Raw genomic sequence first — 20,354 nt, forward strand, 5'->3', positions numbered from 1 at the left:
TTTGATATCAATATTAACAGCGATGTTTTCTATGCATGAGTCACCCAAGTCCTTATCCCAGTACTTCCTAAAAACAGTGTAATCATGATGGATAATTCAACTTTTTACAAGAAACAGAATATTCAACAAGTCATCATCGATGCGGGGCATATGGTGGAATATTTTCCTACCTATTCCCCAGATCTTAATCCAATTGAACATAAATCGCCACAAGCTAAATGCAAATAAAAAGGGCTCGGAGGCGACACAGATATTTTGTTCGCACTCAATATCGTGTAATCAAAATTAAGTCGCTTAGCTATACAACCAGTGAAAAGAATAAACATTTTGAATAATTCATTTTTTAAATAATCCTTTATTTAAAATAAAACTTTTATTTATAGTTATACCCGTATCTAAATTATATAACTTAAATAGTGGTGGGAAAACAATGAAAAAGTAAATTTTCTGTTACAATAATGGTGAGAAGTTAAGAATGGTGCTGAGTATTAGTCGCTAAAACATAAAAGGGGTTTAGCGGATTGATTTATTGTTCCTGTAGTAGAAACTGATGTTTATATAACATAGACAAGATTTTCATTTCTTATAATAAAATTTTCCCTGTCTGGTAAATTTTAATTCCCAGAATTGCTTTATTTGATTCTAACTTAAATTAATTATCCGAAATAAGAACAGATCGGTTAGGTTTTATATTAATATCCCTTTGACACCCCCTTGCCCTATAGGGCCGGAAGGATGTTAATCTATAAAGGTGACATAATAGATTTGTTGGGTTAAATATTGATAAAAGCAGTGATAATGCAAAATTAAGTGCATTATCATAATAAAGATAAAGTTGATTTTTATTAAGGCATAAAGCGGTAGCCAATTCCAGTTTCAGTCACTAGCTGTACTGGTTTAGTTGGATCGTCTTCCAATTTTTGCCTTAAATGTCCCATATATAGCTAAGCGACTTAATTTTGATGACATTATTTATATAAGCTATTCAATTGATTTTAGACGTAAAGTGATATTTACGATGGAAGAAGAAGGGTTGAGTATCCGAGAAACAGCGAAGCAATTTCGGATTGGCTCTGCATCTGTATCGCGTTGGATTAATCAAATAGAGCCAAAAGCATCGACTACGCGTCAGCGAAAAATCGATAAATCCGAGTTGATAAAAGATGTTGAACAATATCCAGATGCTTACCAAAAAGAGCGTGCAGAGCGTTTTGGCGTTTGTCAGAAGGCCATTTGGCAAGCTCTTAAAAAAATGGGATTGACCTATAAAAAAACTCTACGTCATCCGAAAGCCGACGAAAACACTCGACAAACGTTTCAACAAAAAAACAACAGTATGAAAAAGAAGGCAAGCATATTGTTTTTATTGATGAAAGTGGTTTTTCACACGATACCCCGCGGACTCACGGCTATTCCCCGAAAGGTCAACGGTGTGTTGGTCTCAAGAACTGGGGAGCTAAAGGAAGAACAAATGTTATCGGCGCTTTATTGGGCACAACGCTGTTTGCTATCGGATTATTTGATATCAATATTAACAGCGATGTTTTCTATGCATGGGTCACCCAAGTCCTTATCCCAGTACTTCCTAAAAACAGTGTAATCATGATGGATAATGCAACTTTTCACAAGAAACAGAGTATTCAACAAGTCATCATCGATGCGGGGCATATGGTGGAATATTTGCCTACCTATTCGCCAGATCTTAATCCAATTGAACATAAATGGGCACAAGCTAAATGCAAAAAAAGAGCGCTCGGATGCGACACAGATATTTTGTTCGCACTCAATATGGTGTAATCAAAATTAAGTCGCTTAGCTATAGTTGTTGCAGTATGACGAAATAATTTATTTTCATTATCAGGAAGTAAATGATGATAGGTGAGAATTGGGATCCCTTTATCTAATGAAACATCCTGACCATCAATAAAAGCCAGTCTACCAGCAAGATCAATAATAAACTAAGAGCTCATGGATGATGAGTCAAGCTCAACTTTCTTCGCTATTCGACTTAGTACTGGATAAGGTAAATTGGCGGACAGAAAATCAATAACCGTGCTTTTCTCATCTGCATTTTCATAGATAGGCGTTTTTTTAGTGGTCACTAAATAGTCATAAAGTGGCTGATCTAATTGTTTTAAAGTATCAGCCGGAAACTGATTTTTTGCCTCAAAAGCTTTTTGCTGAGTAATATAGCCAACACTATTAGCAAAATGAAAACGGTAAAAATTATTTTTCGCCGATTGCATAAGTATAGCTAAGCGTCTTAATTTTGATTACAAAATATATATTTTTCTCCAATATAAATTTACTGATATAGAGTAATTACTTGTAATCATTTTAAAGTCGCCCAGCTATAAAACCGAATTTTTCAATAACCAATCAGCTGGCCGTATTTTTCCTCACACTACCGCATAAATGAGACTATCCTGGCTAACTTTCATTGGTTTTTTGAGATCAACATCAAGACGTGTTTCTAACAATGGAACCATGCTGTTTTCCGCATAAAGTGGAAAACTGAGAAAAAAAGAAATAAAAATACTGAATATATATAAAGTAATAAAACGACAGGGTGTCATTATTTAATTTTCTCCATAATATAGCTATAAAAATGCCCTCGTTATGAGGGCATTTTTTACAGATCAAGCTGCATTACTCATGGTCTCGGTTACCAAAACCCGCATTTAGCAATTCTGCCAAATTAGCCGTTGCCTTATCAGCGCTAACTTCTGATGATTCAACAGGTTCATTAACCATATGACGACGACGCATCCGATCTTGATGATATGCATAGCCTGTACCGGCAGGAATTAGACGGCCAACAATGACGTTCTCCTTCAAACCACGAAGTTCATCACGTTTTCCAGCCACCGCAGCTTCGGTAAGCACACGTGTTGTTTCCTGAAATGACGCTGCTGAGATAAAGGACTCTGTCGCCAGAGACGCTTTGGTAATACCTAGCAGATCACGACTGAAGATAGCAGGCACTTTTCCATCTTGCTCTAATTTACGATTCGCTACTTTAACGCGTGCATACTCTACTTGTTCACCTTCCAAGAATTCAGAGCTACCAGCATCAACAATTGTGACTTTACGTAACATCTGACGAACGATAACCTCAATATGCTTATCGTTAATTTTTACGCCTTGTAGACGATAAACTTCCTGGACTTCATTGGTGATATAACGAGCAACAGAATGCGCTCCACGCAAACGTAAAATATCATGCGGTGATTCCGGGCCATCAGAAATCACATCACCACGCTCAACTCGCTCACCTCCAAAGACATTAAGCTGACGCCATTTAGGGATCATTTCTTCGTATGCATCATCACCATCTATCGGTGTGATAACTAGGCGACGCTTACCTTTAGTTTCCTTACCAAAAGAAATAATACCGCTAATTTCAGCCAAAATAGCCGGCTCTTTTGGTCGACGAGCTTCGAATAGATCAGCAACCCTTGGTAAACCACCAGTAATATCCTTGGTACCGCCCGATTCTTGTGGAATACGAGCTAAGGTATCACCAATATTAATTGTTGCACCATCATCCAATTGAACAATCGCTTTACCAGGCAAGAAATATTGCGCTGGCATATCAGTACCCGGAACTAATACATCATTGCCTTTCGCATCAGCAACACGCAATGCAGGACGTAAATCTTTACTACCCGCAGTACGCTCAGCTGTATCGAGCACAACAATTGATGATAAACCCGTTAGTTCATCTGTCTGACGTATAATAGATTGTCCATCTGCCATATCAGAGAAACGAATAATACCCGCAACTTCACTGATAACCGGCATGGTATGTGGATCCCAGTTAGCAACGGTTTCACCAACATTAACGCCATCACCATCACCTTTATTCAGGTGTGCACCATAAGGAACTTTATAGCTTTCTTTGGTTCGACCAAATTCATCTACCACTTGCAATTCTGTATTACGAGAAGTGATAACCAAGTGACCTTCAAAATTTGTTACAAACTTAGCACTAACTAGTTTAATATTACCTTTGTTACGTACCTGAATACTCGATTCCGCAGCAGCACGTGATGCCGCACCACCAATATGGAATGTACGCATTGTCAACTGTGTGCCAGGCTCACCGATTGATTGAGCAGCAATAACACCAACAGCTTCACCTTTATTGATGATATGACCCCGCGCTAAATCACGTCCATAACATTTCGCACAAACACCGAAGTCAGTTTCACAACTTACAACAGAGCGTACTTTTACGCTATCAACAGAGTTAGCTTCCAGTTCATCACACCATTTTTCACTTAATAAGGCGTTACGCGGTATTAAAATGTCCGCTGTACCAGGTACTAATATATCTTCCGCGGTGACTCGACCCAAGACACGTTCGCGTAAAGGTTCTTTAACGTCACCACCTTCAATAACTGGTGTCATTAAAATACCGTCGTGGGTACCACAATCATCCTCAGTGACAACCAGATCTTGTGCAACATCAACTAAACGACGAGTTAAATAACCTGAGTTTGCTGTCTTCAAGGCGGTATCGGCTAGACCTTTACGTGCACCGTGAGTTGAAATGAAGTATTGTAATACGTTCAAACCTTCACGGAAATTAGCGGTGATCGGTGTCTCGATAATTGAACCATCCGGCTTCGCCATCAAACCACGCATACCCGCTAACTGACGGATCTGTGCGGCAGAACCACGTGCTCCAGAGTCAGCCATCATAAAGATGCTGTTAAACGAAACTTGTTGTTCGTCTTGGCCATCAAGGTTAACAACGGTTTCTGTGGATAAATTCTCCATCATCGCTTTTGCGACACGCTCATTAGCCGCAGCCCAAATGTCAATAACTTTGTTATAACGTTCGCCCGCAGTAACCAGACCTGATTGGAACTGTTCTTGAATTTCAGCAACCTCAACTTCAGCTTCAGCAAGAATACTGGCTTTCTTCTCCGGTATTACCATATCATCAATACCAACAGAAGCACCAGAACGAGCTGCATAAGCAAAACCGGTATACATGATCTGGTCGGCAAAGATAACGGTTGGTTTTAAACCTAAAACACGGTAACAAGTATTAAGCATTTTAGAAATTGCTTTTTTACCCAACGGCTGATTAACCAATGAGTACGGCAGGCCTTTAGGTACAATCATCCATAAGATAGCGCGACCAATTGTGGTATCAACTAACTGAATTGCAACCTCAACATTACCGTCACCATCACGGACTTCTTCTGTAATACGGACTTTAATGCGAGCATGTAATGATGCTAAGCCTGCACGGTAAGCCCGCTCAGCTTCTTTCGGGCCAGACAATACCATGCCTTCACCTTCAGCATTTACACAATCACGTGTCATATAGTACAAACCAAGTACCACGTCTTGAGACGGTACTATGATAGGTTCACCACTCGCTGGCGACAAAATATTATTTGTCGACATCATTAAGGCACGCGCTTCTAACTGCGCTTCTAAAGTTAACGGGACGTGAACAGCCATCTGGTCACCGTCAAAGTCAGCGTTATAAGCAGCACACACAAGTGGGTGTAATTGGATTGCTTTACCTTCAATCAAAATAGGCTCAAACGCCTGAATACCAAGACGATGCAGCGTTGGAGCACGGTTTAGCATCACCGGATGTTCACGAATCACTTCATCGAGAATATCCCAGACGACAGCTTCTTCACGCTCAACCATCTTCTTGGCTGCTTTGATCGTTGTCGCTAATCCACGTAATTCCAATTTACCATAAATAAATGGCTTAAATAATTCTAATGCCATTCTCTTCGGCAAACCACATTGGTGCAGGTGAAGATAAGGACCAACCGTGATAACAGAACGACCTGAGTAATCAACACGCTTACCTAGTAAGTTCTGACGGAAACGACCTTGCTTACCTTTGATCATATCGGCCAAAGATTTCAGCGGACGTTTATTCGAACCAGTAATCACACGTCCACGACGTCCATTATCCAACAGTGCGTCAACCGCTTCTTGTAGCATTCGTTTTTCATTACGTACAATGATATCAGGCGCAGCTAAATCCAATAGACGCTTTAAACGATTGTTACGGTTAATAACGCGACGATATAAATCATTTAAATCAGAAGTTGCAAAGCGACCACCATCTAGCGGAACAAGCGGACGCAAATCCGGGGGTAATACCGGTAGTACATTCAGGATCATCCACTCAGGCTTATTACCAGACTGAATAAACGCTTCTAGCAGTTTGATACGCTTAGTCAATTTCTTCCGCTTCGTTTCAGAGTTAGTTGTATTTAACTCTTCACGTAGCACTTCACACTCTTGCTCCAAATCAAGATTTTTTAGCAAAGATTGGATAGCTTCTGCACCCATTTTAGCGTCAAATTCATCACCAAACTCTTCTAAAGCATCAAGATATTGCTCTTCAGTCAAGATTTGTCCACGCTCTAAGCTTGTCATACCCCCTTCGACGACAACATAAGATTCGAAGTAGAGTACCCGCTCAATATCACGCAAAGGCATATCAAGTAACAAACCAATACGTGACGGTAATGATTTTAGAAACCAGATATGTGCTGTCGGTGAAGCCAACTCAATATGACCCATACGTTCACGACGCACTTTAGTCTGAGTAACCTCAACACCACATTTCTCACAAATCACACCTCGGTGTTTTAATCGTTTATATTTACCACACAAACATTCATAATCTTTAACTGGCCCGAAAATACGTGCACAGAAAAGACCATCACGCTCAGGTTTGAACGTACGGTAGTTAATAGTTTCTGGCTTTTTCACTTCACCAAATGACCATGAACGGATCATATCTGGAGAGGCCAGAGCAATCTTGATCGCATCAAACTCTTCTGTTTTAGTCTGTGCTTTCAGAAACTTTAATAAGTCTTTCACGGAATGGCTCCTGTCGGAGTTAAACCTGCGAGGAAGCGGTTTTAACCACTTCCTCCTAAACCCAGTGTAACAATTTGTAAAGCTTAGTCGCGACTAAGCTTTACAACATCACTTATTACTCGTCTTCCAGTTCTATGTTAATACCCAGCGAACGGATCTCTTTCAATAATACATTGAAAGACTCCGGCATTCGTGGTTCCATCTGATGGTTGCCGTCTACGATGTTTTTATACATCTTAGTACGTCCGTTCACATCATCGGATTTAACGGTAAGCATTTCTTGCAAGGTGTAAGCGGCGCCATATGCTTCCAGAGCCCAAACTTCCATCTCACCAAAACGCTGACCACCAAACTGTGCTTTACCACCCAACGGTTGTTGAGTAACCAGACTATAGGAGCCTGTTGAACGTGCATGCATTTTATCATCAACAAGATGATTCAGTTTTAGCATATACATATAGCCAACTGTCACCTGACGTTCAAATTTCTCGCCTGTACGACCATCATACAATGTAATCTGACCGGAAGTCGGCAACTGAGCTAAAGTCAATAGTTCTTTGATTTCCTTTTCTTTTGCACCATCAAAGACCGGTGTCGCAATTGGCATACCTTTCTTCAAATTATGTGCTAACCGCAGAACCTGTTCATCAGAAAAGGTACTGAGATCAACTTTTTGACGAGGATCATCTCCTAAGTCATAAGCTTTCTGAATAAATTCTCTTAATTTGGCTACTTCACACTGTTGTTTCAGCATGGCATTGATTTTATCACCAATACCTTTAGCAGCCATCCCCAAATGGGTTTCCAGAATTTGACCAATATTCATACGTGATGGTACGCCCAATGGATTCAAAACGATATCAACAGGGTTACCACTTTCATCGTAAGGCATGTCTTCAACAGGGTTTATTTTTGAAATAACACCTTTGTTACCATGCCGGCCGGCTATTTTATCGCCCGGTTGGATTTGGCGTTTTACTGCCAAATAAACTTTAACGATTTTCAATACGCCTGGCGCTAAATCATCACCTTGAGTGATCTTACGACGCTTACCCTCTAGCTTCTTCTCAAATTCAGATTTCAGCTCATCATACTGCTCAGCTAATTGCTCTAGCTGATTTTGTTTTTCTTCATCCTTTAAGGATAATTCTAACCAACGTTCACGCGGTAATTTATCCAGTTTTTCACCTTCAATACCCCCATTAGTTAGTACTGCTCGGATACGGGCAAATAGGCCTGCTTCAAAGATACGCAACTCTTCAGTTAAGTCTTTCTTCGCATCACGAAGCTGCATTTCTTCGATTTCTAACGCACGTTTATCTTTCTCTACGCCATCACGGGTAAAGACTTGTACATCAATAACCGTTCCTGATACCCCATTTGGTACACGCAGTGAAGAATCTTTAACATCAGAAGCTTTTTCACCAAAAATGGCGCGCAACAATTTCTCTTCTGGCGTTAATTGCGTTTCACCTTTCGGTGTTACCTTACCAACCAGAATGTCGCCGCCCGTTACTTCAGCACCGATATAAACAATACCTGATTCATCCAATTTGGATAATGCAGCTTCACCTACGTTAGGAATATCTGCCGTAATCTCTTCTGGCCCTAACTTAGTATCACGCGATACACAAGCTAATTCCTGAATATGAATGGTGGTGAAACGATCTTCCTCTACCACTCGTTCAGATACCAAAATAGAATCTTCAAAGTTGTAACCATTCCAGGGCATGAACGCCACGCGCATATTTTGACCAAGCGCCAATTCACCTAAATCAGTCGATGGTCCATCAGCCAAAACATCACCGCGTTCAATCGGTTCACCGAGCGAAACACATGGCATTTGATTAATACAAGTGTTCTGATTAGAACGCGTATATTTAGTCAGATTATAGATATCAATGCCGGCTTCACCAGGATACATTTCATCTTCATTAACTTTGATAACAATCCGTGAAGCGTCAACATACTGAACGGTACCACCACGTTTAGCTACCGCTGTTACCCCAGAGTCAACAGCAACGGCACGCTCCATACCCGTTCCAACCAATGGTTTATCTGAGCGTAACGTCGGTACCGCCTGACGTTGCATGTTCGCGCCCATCAATGCACGGTTTGCGTCATCATGTTCAAGGAACGGAATTAATGAAGCTCCAACAGAAACAACCTGCTGGGTTGAAACGTCCATATATTCCACTTGATCTTGGCTGAATAAACTGGATTCACCTTTATTACGGCAAATGATTAATTCTTCAACAAACCGGCCATCACCATCTAAAACAGTATTCGCCTGAGCAATGATGTAGTTACCTTCTTCAATCGCTGACAAATAATGAATTTCATCAGTAACGATACCATCTCGTACCAAACGATAAGGTGTTTCCAAAAAACCATACTGATTGGTTTGCGCATAGACAGACAATGAATTAATCAAACCGATATTTGGTCCTTCAGGTGTTTCAATTGGACATACACGTCCGTAGTGCGTTGGATGTACGTCACGAACTTCAAAGCCAGCTCGTTCACGTGTTAATCCACCAGGCCCTAATGCTGAAATACGACGTTTATGTGTGATTTCAGACAGTGGGTTATTCTGATCCATAAACTGCGATAATTGGCTGGAACCAAAAAATTCTTTAACCGCAGCAGAAATCGGCTTTGCGTTAATCATGTCCTGAGGCATTAATGCATCTAAATCACCTAATGTTAAACGCTCTTTAACCGCACGCTCAACTCGCACTAAACCAACTCGGAACTGATTTTCAGCCATTTCGCCAACTGAACGAATACGACGGTTACCTAAATGGTCAATATCATCAACTTCACCTTTACCGTTACGAATACCAATGAGTTTTTTCATCACATCAATGATATCTTGTTTACTTAAGATGCTTGAGCCTTCAATTGCTTCACGATCTAGTGAGCGATTAAATTTCATGCGCCCTACAGCGGAAAGATCATAACGTTCTTCAGAAAAGAATAAGTTCTCAAACAGATTTTCTGCCGCTTCGCGAGTAGGTGGCTCGCCTGGACGCATCATACGGTAAATTTCAACTAATGCACTTAAACGATCATTTGTTGGATCAGTACCCAATGTTTCTGAAATATATGCACCATGATCTAAGTCATTAGTAAATAAGGTCTCAATGGTTTTATGACCGCCTTGACTTAGACGTGCCAACATATCCAGAGAAAGTTCTGTATTAGCTGTACAGATTAATTCGCCCGTACTTTCATCAATGTAATCTTTAGCTACCACTTTACCAGCAATATACTCAACAGGTACTTCAATACTCCTAATTTGGTCTTTTTCCAGCTGACGAATGTGACGTGCAGTAATACGGCGGCCCTTTTCAATATAGACTTTACCGTTGGCTTCAATATCAAAAGAAGCCGTTTCACCACGTAAACGTTCAGGTATCAACGTCATGAATAGTTTATTATCACTGATTTGGAAAATCGTTTTCTCAAAAAAGAGATTGAGGATTTCTTCGGTACCATAATCCATCGCACGTAAAATAATGGTCGCCGGTAATTTACGACGTCGATCAATACGAACGAAAAGATTATCTTTAGGATCAAATTCAAAATCTAACCATGAACCACGGTAAGGAATAATGCGTGCATTATATAATACCTTACCTGAAGAATGGGTTTTACCTTTATCACTATCAAAAAATACACCAGGGCTACGATGTAATTGAGAGACAATAACACGCTCTGTACCATTGATAATAAAAGTAGCATTATCCGTCATGAGTGGAATTTCACCCATGTAAACTTCTTGCTCTTTTATATCCTTTACTGTGCCTTCTGGTGCTTCACGCTCGTAAATAATAAGGCGTAGTTTAACCCGTAAAGGAGCAAAATAAGTGACACCACGGATCTGACATTCTTTAACATCAAATACAGGTTCACCAAGACGATAGCTAACATATTGCAATTCAGCATTGCCACTGTAGCTTTGAATTGGAAATACAGAACGGAATGCTGCTTCCAGCCCATTCTGACCTTCTAAATCTTGCTCGATAAATTTAGCGAACGAGTCAAGTTGGATAGATAAAAGATAAGGAACATCCAAAACTTGCGGACGTTTGCCAAAATCCTTACGAATACGTTTTTTCTCGGTATAGGAGTAAACCATAGGGTTCCTCAGCTTGCTGATCAGTGGCCCACTCTGTCCGTCCTAAAGGACAGCATCTGCAACACTATTTTTTGGAACGGAAAACAGATTATTTTCCATAATACTTATTGCTATTACTCTTAAATCATTTCATTGCATTATATAACTACCAAGCTTTAATTGTCAGAGTCGTAAACGCAGTATATTAAGTCGTCAATAGCAAAAAGCATTGAAAGGATCACTCAGTAACTAAACAGTGTGAAATATTACTGATACCCTAATACACTTTATAGCGCAAAAAGGCTGGTGACTAAAAAATCACCAGCCGTCAGCCTATAAAATTAGGCTCCCAACTTAAAGCAAAGCTTATTTAACTTCAACAGAAGCACCCGCATCTTCCAGCGATTTCTTCAATGTTTCATATTCGTCTTTGCTTACTGCTTCTTTAATTTTTGTTGGCGCTGATTCTACCATTTCTTTAGCTTCTTTTAGTCCTAAGCCAGTTGCTGTACGAACAGCTTTAATAACCGCAACTTTGTTAGCACCAATAGCAGACAAGATAACATCAAATTCAGTTTTTTCTTCAACTGCTTCAGCTGCATTAGGTGCAGCAACCGCGACTGCTGCCGCAGCAGAAACGCCAAACTTATCTTCCATCATAGTGATCATTGCAACAACGTCCATTACAGACATTTCTGCAACTGCATCAAGAATTTGTTCTTTAGTTATTACAGACATAACAAGGGTTCCTAAAATTCAGAAATATTTTATACGTTAAAAAGCAACAACGGAAATAGCTTTAAGCAGCTTCTTTCTGATCGCGTAGTGCCGCCAGAGTTCGAACCAATTTACCTGCAGAGGCTTCTTGCATGGTTGCCATCAGACGCGCAATTGCTTCTTCGTAAGTTGGAAGAGTTACCAAACGATCGATTTGATTCGCTGGAATAAACTCTCCTTCAAAGGCTGCTGCTTTAATCTCGAATGCTGGATTCGCTTTCGCGAATTCGTTAAACAAACGAGCTGCTGCGCCCGGATGTTCATTAGAAAAAGCAATCAAGGTTGGACCAATAAACGCTTCTTTGAGGCACTCATAAGCAGTACCTTCAACAACACGGCGCATCAACGTATTACGAACAACACGCAGATAAACACCTGCTTCGCGACCTGCTTTACGCAGTTCAGTCATTTTATCTACAGCTACACCACGAGAATCCGCGACAACTGCAGACAGCGCACCTTTTGCTACTTCGCTGACTTCAGCAACAATCGCTTTTTTGTCTTGAAGATTTAGTGCCATTAGCTTCTTTCTCCTGGATTAACCGGGTTACCCCGGGACTCAGATCACTCAAAACATCCCATATGTTTGAGGGTTAAATACGGTGAGCAGAATCCAGAAATTAATCTTAGTGGCTCTGTCACCGTCTACGTAGGATATTAAGTAATTACTTACACCTACGGTCTTGGACGGGGGCCTGGATAAGGCCAGGCACTAACCTAAATTCGGCGTTTGCTATTTTCTGTTTAAAATAGAAATAGCAAACATGAGGCGCCAAATTATATACAAATTTAACACAAAGGTACAGCTAAAAATGATACTCAAAAATTATGCTGACGCAGATAATCCTGCTTGATCAACAGCAACTCCTGCTCCCATCGTGGTAGATAGGCTAATTTTCTTAATATAAACACCTTTAGCAGAAGAGGGTTTTGCTTTTTTCAACGCAACCAATAGTCCTTCAAGGTTTTCTTTTAATTTACTATCGTCAAAATCAACTTTACCGATAGTGGTATGAATGATACCGTTTTTATCATTACGATAACGGATTTGACCAGCTTTGGCATTTTGAACCGCTTCAGCGATATTAGGCGTTACTGTACCAACTTTAGGATTTGGCATTAAGCCACGCGGTCCTAAAATCTGACCTAACTGGCCAACAATGCGCATGGCGTCTGGCGAAGCAATAACAACATCAAAGTCTATTTCACCCTTTTTAATTTTATCAGCCAGTTCTTCCATACCAACTAATTCAGCTCCAGCAGCTGTCGCAACTTCAGCATTTGGTCCTTGAGTAAATACCGCAACACGAACAGAACTACCGGTACCATGCGGCAAAACAGTTGCCCCACGAACATTTTGATCAGATTTACGTGCATCAATACCAAGATTAACTGCAACGTCAACGCTTTCTACAAATTTAGCCGTCGCTAATTCTTTCAAGAGTGTAATTGCTTCAGTAATATCATATTGTTTAGTTGCATCAATCTTTTCACGGATATTCCGCATACGCTTGGTTAGTTTAGCCATTGATTAACCCTCCACCACCAAGCCCATGGAACGAGCAGTACCTTCAATTGAACGCATCATCGCTTCAATATCACCCCCTGTCATATCCGCAGCTTTAGTTTCAGCAATTTCACGAATTTGTGCGCTGGTTACTTTACCAACTTTCTCTTTATTTGGTGTACCTGAACCAGATTTAACACCCGCTGCTTTTTTCAGTAATACGGCGGCAGGTGGTGTCTTGGTTATAAATGTAAATGAACGGTCTGAATAGACAGTAATTACAACTGGAATTGGCAAACCTTTTTCTAAGCTATCTGTCTTAGCATTAAACGCTTTACAAAATTCCATGATATTCACACCTTGTTGACCCAAAGCTGGACCAACAGGAGGACTAGGATTAGCCATGCCTGCTGCAACTTGCAGGTTAACATAGGCTTGTACTTTCTTAGCCATGCATATTTCCTCTAATTGGGTAATGTCGCTTCAATTATGACGCTCCCCCTGTGTATATAATGACCTCTGCAATTTTCAGACCATAAAAAATAAAAGCGCGAAATTGTAGCTAAATTTCCCACCTTTAGAAAGGTGTCAAGTGTATTACACTTTTTCTACTTGACTAAAATCTAATTCTACCGGTGTTGCACGACCGAAAATAGAAACCGATACTTTAAGACGGCTCTTTTCATAATCAACTTCTTCAACCACACCGTTGAAATCTGCAAATGGACCATCACTAACACGAACCATTTCTCCTGGCTCAAACAGTGTTTTGGGTCGCGGCTTATCCACTACTTGCTGCAAGCGATTCATAATCGCATCAACTTCTTTATTGCTAATAGGAGCTGGGCGATCTGGTGTACCACCAATAAAACCCATAACACGTGGTACACTGCGTACTAAATGCCAGCTAGCATCATCCATAGTCATTTGAACTAAAACATATCCTGGAAAGAATTTTCGTTCACTTTTACGACGTTGGCCACTTCGAATTTCCATAACTTCTTCGGTTGGCACCATCACTTCACCAAACTTATCTTCCATATCATGCAACTTGATATGTTCACGCAATGACTGGGCAACTTTAGCTTCAAAACCAGAAAATGCTTGAATAACATACCAGCGTTTTTTAGGGGATTGAGACATCTTAGAACCTCAGGCCTGTAATAAATGAAACTAAACGCACCAGTATACGATCTAATCCCCAAAGAATTAGTGCCATGACGGCAGTAACTGCCCCAACAATTAATGTTGTCTGTAATGTTTCCTGGCGCGTTGGCCAAATGACTTTACGCATTTCAATACGAGCTTCGCGAGCAAATGCTAAAGTTGCTTTTCCTTTTGCTGTCCACAATGCAATGCCACCAGCAAGCGCGGCAATAGCAACAACTGCTATGACACGTAATGCAAGATTGTATTGTCGGAAATAATAATTACCAACAATAGCAATAACTAAAAGAATCGCGACTAATACCCATTTTGCTACATCAAAACTACGTCCGTTTTCTTGAGCATCGCTATTCACACTCATAAATCAGCCCGTTACTATGATATAATAAAAAGGCAATTTGCCTCGTAAAACAATTCAAATTTGACCGAAATAAAACATACCACTATTGTATCTCACTTTACGCCATAAACCAGTATGACATTCAACTATTGAGAGACATCCAATAATTCTTTAATCAGAGCCTATCTCACCAATAATTAAACTACCATATAAACTATTGATGAGATAGGTTCTTAAATTATCCAAGCTAGTATAAGAAAGGCATCAGATGATGCCCTTTTTAGAATTATTGCTCTAAAGATTAAGCAATAATTTTAGCAACGACACCGGCACCGACTGTACGGCCACCTTCACGGATCGCAAAACGCAATCCTTCATCCATCGCGATTGGCGCTATCAACGTCACTTTCATGTTGATATTATCACCTGGCATTACCATCTCTACGCCTTCTGTCAACTCGATTGTGCCCGTTACATCCGTCGTTCTAAAATAAAACTGTGGACGGTAACCTTTAAAGAATGGCGTGTGGCGACCGCCCTCGTCTTTGCTCAAAATATATACTTCTGATTCAAATTGACTATGCGGATTGATTGAACCTGGTTTTGCTAATACTTGACCACGCTCTACATCTTCACGCTTGGTACCACGTAATAATACACCTACGTTCTCACCTGCACGACCTTCGTCCAGCAGTTTGCGGAACATTTCTACGCCCGTACACGTCGTTTTGGTCGTCTTTTTAATTCCGACGATTTCAACTTCTTCACCAACCTTAACTACACCACGCTCTACACGGCCTGTTACTACGGTTCCGCGGCCTGAGATCGAAAATACGTCTTCGATTGGCAACAAAAAGGGTTTATCTATCGCACGCTCTGGCTCTGGGATGTAGTCATCTAATGCTTTCGCTAACTCTAGAATTTTCTCTTCCCACTCAGGAACGCCTTCCAACGCCTTCAACGCTGAACCTTTTATTACCGGCGTGTCGTCTCCTGGGAAATCATACTGAGAAAGAAGCTCGCGCACTTCCATTTCAACCAACTCCAGCAGCTCTTCATCATCTACCATATCACATTTGTTTAGGAAAACGATGATGTAAGGAACACCTACCTGGCGACCTAATAGGATATGCTCACGTGTTTGTGGCATTGGACCATCTGTTGCTGCAACCACTAAAATCGCGCCGTCCATTTGTGCCGCACCGGTGATCATGTTTTTTACATAATCTGCGTGGCCTGGGCAATCAACGTGGGCATAATGGCGGGTTGGCGTATCATATTCTACGTGAGAGGTAGAAATTGTGATACCGCGCGCTTTTTCTTCCGGTGCATTATCAATTTGATCAAATGCACGTGCACTACCGCCATAAGTTTTCGCTAATACGGTAGTGATTGCAGCAGTTAAAGTTGTTTTACCATGGTCAACGTGGCCGATTGTACCAACGTTAACGTGCGGTTTTTTACGTTCAAATTTTTCTTTAGACATTAGATTGTCCCTCTAAGACACGGAATCGGTGGTTACACCACATGAACCAAGCAGTTAAAGTCATATACTCGTTGCTTGCTTTTTCGCAGGAAAAAAATCAGGGAACAATTAAGAACACATTCTAGGACTGGTGCTGATAGGCAGATTTGAACTGCCGACCTCACCCTTACCAAGGGTGTGCTCTACCAACTGAGCTATATCAGCAGATCTTGGAGCGGGCAGCGGGAATCGAACCCGCATCATCAGCTTGGAAGGCTGAGGTAATAGCCATTATACGATGCCCGCGATGAACTCGGCTACCTGACTTTAATCAGCTGCAAATTTTATCTTAAGTATTTTGCATTGAGGTAGCATTTTAAGCTGAACACTTAAGATAAAACTTATGGTGGTGGGAGAAGGATTCGAACCTTCGAAGTCTGTGACGACAGATTTACAGTCTGCTCCCTTTGGCCGCTCGGGAATCCCACCTTTTACTTATATCCAAATTTTTAATGGTGCCGGCACCAAGAGTCGAACTCGGGACCTACTGATTACAAGTCAGTTGCTCTACCAACTGAGCTATGCCGGCATCAGGTGCTGCGCATTCTAGGTAGAGAACAAGCATCTTGCAACAAAAAAATTAAAATATTTGTTCTTTTGCTTATAAAGCACTCACTTTAACCTTTTTTGGTGCTTTTTTCCATAGTAATAGTAAATGTTTAAACACTTAACAGTATAAATTTTTTATTTACTATTTACTCTAGTGAAAAATGACATCAAATTTTTCTCACTAATAAAAACGTATCGTAAAACATACAATATTATTTCATTGCTAAAAATAAAAAACGGATGAATTGTGATCAATTATTTAATTAATACAAAAAAACAGAAAAAACTTTACGCCTGAAGATATTCAATCGTTATTATGCAATCTATTTCTTTATTGGTTATGAATGATTATGAAAACCTGTACACAGGTAAATGTTGACTTATGAAACAACAACAAAACTTTTCAATAACACCTTATTTAGAATTTGACCGTGAACATTGGGCAACATTACGTGATTCTGTTCCACTAGAGCTACTAACGGATAAAGAGCTGCTGGAACTGAAGGGTATCAATGATGAAATTTCAATGGATGAAGTAAATAAAATTTATCTTCCTATTTCACGGCTACTTAATTTCTATATCAGTTCAAATTTACGTAGACAAACAGTTTTACAACAATTCTTAGGTACTAAAGTACCTTATGTTATCGGTATTGCAGGTAGTGTTGCAGTTGGTAAAAGTACCACAGCTCGCCTATTACAAACTTTATTAAGTCGGTGGCCCGAGCATCGTAAAGTTGATCTTATTACAACAGATGGTTTCTTATACCCAAATCAGATTTTAAACGAACGTGGAATAATGAAGAAAAAAGGATTTCCGCAATCCTATGATATGCATCGTTTAGTAAAATTTGTTTCTGATATAAAATCTGGAGTCAAACAGGTTACAGCTCCGGTATACTGCCATTTTACTTATGATATCGTTCCCGATAAAAAGCAAGTGATTGAGCAGCCTGATATTCTTATTTTGGAAGGTTTAAACGTTTTGCAAAGCGGAATGGATTATCCCCATGCTCCCCATCATGTTTTTGTATCTGACTTTGTCGATTTTTCAATTTATGTTGATGCCCCGGAAAATTTATTGAAAAAATGGTATATCAGTAGATTTTTGAAATTTTGCCAAGGCGCTTTTTCCGAGCCTCACGCCTATTTCTACCATTATTCTAAATTAAAGGAAGAAGAAGCAATCAATACAGCTAAAACAATATGGGAAGAAATTAATAAAATAAATTTGGAAGAGAATATAATACCAAGCAAAGAAAGAGCCAGTTTGATCATGACTAAAGGCTCTAATCATTCAATTACAAATGTTAGATTAAGAAAATAATTTCAAACATTGAGTCGATGATTAGCTTCGACTCAATTGTTCTAATTATCTGGCCGGCCGTAATGAAATTTCACCACCTATATAAGAAACAATTTCAGCATTTTGTTCTAACAAAATTGCGCCGTGTTCATTAATACCTTTCACGATACCGATTGCAAGGTGATCACCAATATGTAATCTTACTTTTTTATATAAAAAATTATCCAACGCCAGCCAACGCTTAATAAAAGGAACAAGACCATATTTCTCAAATTGCACTAATTCATGACGTAATGCTATAATGATCTGACCTGCGATCACATTTCTTTCTATTTGAATATCAGCCTGCTCAAGATTAATCCATCCTTGATTAATATTTGTTTCATAATTACGACTCATTGCAATATTAAGCCCAATACCAATCACAACATGTGCCGCATCGCTAGTTTTACCTACCATTTCAATTAAAATACCTGCAAGCTTTTTTTCATTAAGATAAAGATCATTAGGCCATTTAACTTTTATATTACTACCGCTCAATTTATTAAGGGTCTCAGCTATCACAATCCCCGCAACCAAGCTTAGACCCATGGCAGCCGGCCCTTTGTCTAAATGCCAGTACAATGATAAATAAAGATTACAGCCGAAAGGAGAAGCCCAATATCGACCACGCCTGCCTCTACCGGCTGTTTGATATTCTGCAACACAAGCATCACCAGAACTTAATTGATCAATGCGCTCAAGTAGATATTGATTGGTAGAATTAATAAACGGTTTTACTATTATATTTCCGCGTCGCACTAAACCATAAATTCGCTCGTAGTCTAATAAATCCATTTTTCTAGTAAGTTGATAACCCTTACTAGTAATAGTATTAACCTCAATACCCCATTTACTTAGTGTGTGAATATGTTTATTAATACCAGCTCGCGTCATGCCAAGTAATTCACCCAACTGCTCGCCTGAATGTATACTACCATCAGAAAGTATTTTGATGAGTTTTAAAGGAATAGTTACATCTTTCATGAAATAGCATCCATAGCATTTACTTCACCATATTTACCAATAAAACGCACTTCTGGTTCTAGTGCAATAGCAAATTTCTCTATAACCTTTTTTCGGATATAACGGGCTAAATCTACAATATCTTCTCCAGTCGCATTATTTTTATTAATTAAAATCAATGCTTGCTCCTTATGTACTGCAGCGCCACCACATTGATAACCCTTTAGATCACATTGATCAATGAGCCATCCAGCAGCAAGCTTTACTGTACCATCAATTTGATGATATTCTGGACATCGAGAATAATGGGCCTTTATTCCATTTGCCGCTATAATAGAAATAACGGGATTTTTAAAAAAACTACCCGCATTTCCTACCAAAAATGGATCAGGTAACTTACTTTGCCGGATTTTACAAACAGCGTCAAAGATAGTTTCCGCTGTAACTGTTTGTGCTGCTAAGGAAGTCAAACCAGCATATGTTAATCTGGGTTGCCATAGCTTGTTAAGCTTCAGACCAACTGCAACAATAGCAAAATTTTCACGATATTTATGCTTAAAAATACTATCCCGATAACCAAATTGACATTCAGCGGCATCTAAACGATATTGTTGACCATTATTTAGATTAACAATATCGACATAGTGACATGTATCTTTAAATTCCATACCATAAGCACCGATATTTTGTATAGGCACAGCCCCTACAGATCCCGGAATTAACGCCATATTTTCTAATCCATAGATGCCATTTTTTATAAGTTTTTCAATCAATTGATGCCAATTATTTCCTGCGCCAACATGAATAAACCATTCCTTAGCTGATTCAGTTATCTCTAACGCCATAATTCGATTTAAAATAACCAGGCCATCAAAGTCACTAATGAAGAGAACATTACTTCCGCCGCCCAATAATAAAATAGGCCACCCTTTTAGTCGTCCATTTTTCCATAACATAAGCAACTCTTCTATTGAATTAGCCGAGTATATTGCTTTTGCCTTAGCATCAAGACTAAAAGTATTATATTTTTTTAATTCATTATGATTATCAGAATGCATATATCAAAACTCAATTAATATTATATAGTCTATTAATGTAGATATATAAAGAATAGATAAGAGTTACAAAATCAAACAATAAAACGTCAAAAGGTCACCACCTGTAATGGTCTACAAATTC

The 20,354-nt window shown here is 39.6% G+C and carries 14 protein-coding genes, 4 tRNA genes and 3 pseudogenes; 4 read left to right on the plus strand and 17 right to left on the minus strand.

The window, feature by feature from the left end:
• Positions 1-54: 54 nt before the first annotated feature.
• Positions 55-228, plus strand: a complete 174-nt coding sequence (locus ARSQ2_RS01620; protein ID WP_255487114.1) for a transposase — start codon at positions 55-57, stop codon at positions 226-228.
• Positions 229-845: 617 nt separating this feature from the next.
• On the opposite strand, the pseudogene ARSQ2_RS01625 reads toward ARSQ2_RS01620, so the two are convergent.
• Positions 846-944, minus strand: a pseudogene (locus tag ARSQ2_RS01625) (winged helix-turn-helix domain-containing protein); the annotation flags it as partial.
• Here ARSQ2_RS01625 and ARSQ2_RS13460 point away from each other — a divergent pair.
• Positions 902-1,288 (plus strand): annotated as a pseudogene (locus ARSQ2_RS13460) (IS630 transposase-related protein); the annotation flags it as partial. The pseudogenes ARSQ2_RS01625 and ARSQ2_RS13460 sit on opposite strands and share 43 nt — an antisense overlap.
• Positions 1,289-1,356: 68 nt before the next feature.
• Positions 1,357-1,680: pseudogene (locus tag ARSQ2_RS01635) on the plus strand (IS630 family transposase); the annotation flags it as partial.
• Between the two features lie 278 nt (positions 1,681-1,958).
• Here the strand turns inward: ARSQ2_RS01635 and ARSQ2_RS01640 are convergent.
• From ARSQ2_RS01640 to ARSQ2_RS01705, 14 genes are all read right to left on the minus strand, one after another.
• Positions 1,959-2,246: a hypothetical protein gene (locus ARSQ2_RS01640; RefSeq protein WP_181994138.1), complete on the minus strand. Its 288-nt coding sequence runs from the start codon at positions 2,244-2,246 to the stop codon at positions 1,959-1,961.
• A gap of 403 nt (positions 2,247-2,649) precedes the next feature.
• Positions 2,650-6,876 carry a DNA-directed RNA polymerase subunit beta' gene (rpoC, locus tag ARSQ2_RS01645; protein WP_181994139.1) on the minus strand — a complete coding sequence of 1,409 codons (4,227 nt, stop codon included), beginning with the start codon at positions 6,874-6,876 and terminating at the stop codon, positions 2,650-2,652.
• Positions 6,877-6,991: 115 nt separating this feature from the next.
• Positions 6,992-11,020 (minus strand): DNA-directed RNA polymerase subunit beta, encoded by a 4,029-nt coding sequence (rpoB, locus tag ARSQ2_RS01650; RefSeq protein ID WP_181994140.1) that lies wholly within the window; start codon positions 11,018-11,020, stop codon positions 6,992-6,994.
• Between the two features lie 345 nt (positions 11,021-11,365).
• Entirely contained in the window at positions 11,366-11,737 is a 372-nt protein-coding gene (rplL, locus tag ARSQ2_RS01655) for a 50S ribosomal protein L7/L12 (protein ID WP_181994141.1), read from the minus strand.
• A gap of 61 nt (positions 11,738-11,798) precedes the next feature.
• The gene (rplJ, locus tag ARSQ2_RS01660) at positions 11,799-12,296 is read right to left on the minus strand and encodes a 50S ribosomal protein L10 (RefSeq protein ID WP_181994142.1); all 498 of its coding nucleotides are present in this window, start codon (positions 12,294-12,296) and stop codon (positions 11,799-11,801) included.
• A 306-nt stretch (positions 12,297-12,602) separates the two neighbouring features.
• Positions 12,603-13,304: a 50S ribosomal protein L1 gene (rplA, locus tag ARSQ2_RS01665; RefSeq protein ID WP_181994143.1), complete on the minus strand. Its 702-nt coding sequence runs from the start codon at positions 13,302-13,304 to the stop codon at positions 12,603-12,605.
• A gap of 3 nt (positions 13,305-13,307) precedes the next feature.
• A complete protein-coding gene (rplK, locus tag ARSQ2_RS01670; protein ID WP_181994144.1) occupies positions 13,308-13,736 on the minus strand; it encodes a 50S ribosomal protein L11 in 429 nt (142 codons plus the stop codon).
• 144 nt (positions 13,737-13,880) lie between these two features.
• Positions 13,881-14,426 (minus strand): transcription termination/antitermination protein NusG, encoded by a 546-nt coding sequence (nusG, locus tag ARSQ2_RS01675; protein ID WP_181994145.1) that lies wholly within the window; start codon positions 14,424-14,426, stop codon positions 13,881-13,883.
• A 1-nt stretch (position 14,427) separates the two neighbouring features.
• Entirely contained in the window at positions 14,428-14,811 is a 384-nt protein-coding gene (gene secE, locus ARSQ2_RS01680; RefSeq protein WP_181994146.1) for a preprotein translocase subunit SecE, read from the minus strand.
• Between the two features lie 280 nt (positions 14,812-15,091).
• A complete protein-coding gene (gene tuf / locus ARSQ2_RS01685) occupies positions 15,092-16,276 on the minus strand; it encodes an elongation factor Tu (protein ID WP_181994147.1) in 1,185 nt (394 codons plus the stop codon).
• 128 nt (positions 16,277-16,404) lie between these two features.
• Positions 16,405-16,480: transfer RNA gene (locus tag ARSQ2_RS01690), tRNA-Thr, on the minus strand.
• A 6-nt stretch (positions 16,481-16,486) separates the two neighbouring features.
• Positions 16,487-16,561, minus strand: a tRNA-Gly gene (locus ARSQ2_RS01695).
• Between the two features lie 98 nt (positions 16,562-16,659).
• Positions 16,660-16,744 (minus strand) — tRNA-Tyr (locus ARSQ2_RS01700).
• A 24-nt stretch (positions 16,745-16,768) separates the two neighbouring features.
• Positions 16,769-16,844 (minus strand) — tRNA-Thr (locus tag ARSQ2_RS01705).
• A 402-nt stretch (positions 16,845-17,246) separates the two neighbouring features.
• Between ARSQ2_RS01705 and coaA the strand changes: the two genes are divergently transcribed.
• Complete coding sequence (gene coaA, locus ARSQ2_RS01710) at positions 17,247-18,191, plus strand: type I pantothenate kinase (protein WP_181994148.1); 945 nt, start codon at positions 17,247-17,249, stop codon at positions 18,189-18,191.
• Positions 18,192-18,236: 45 nt separating this feature from the next.
• Here coaA and birA read toward each other — a convergent pair whose 3' ends face one another.
• Together birA and murB are read right to left on the minus strand one after the other, a co-directional pair.
• A complete protein-coding gene (birA, locus tag ARSQ2_RS01715; protein WP_181994149.1) occupies positions 18,237-19,196 on the minus strand; it encodes a bifunctional biotin--[acetyl-CoA-carboxylase] ligase/biotin operon repressor BirA in 960 nt (319 codons plus the stop codon).
• Positions 19,193-20,233, minus strand: a complete 1,041-nt coding sequence (gene murB, locus ARSQ2_RS01720) for a UDP-N-acetylmuramate dehydrogenase (protein ID WP_181994150.1) — start codon at positions 20,231-20,233, stop codon at positions 19,193-19,195. The genes birA and murB overlap by 4 nt, the downstream gene beginning before the upstream one ends.
• Positions 20,234-20,354: the final 121 nt, after the last annotated feature.

The sequence above is a fragment of the Arsenophonus endosymbiont of Bemisia tabaci Q2 genome (genome assembly GCF_902713415.1).
In the GTDB taxonomy this organism is placed as follows: Bacteria; Pseudomonadota; Gammaproteobacteria; order Enterobacterales; family Enterobacteriaceae; genus Arsenophonus.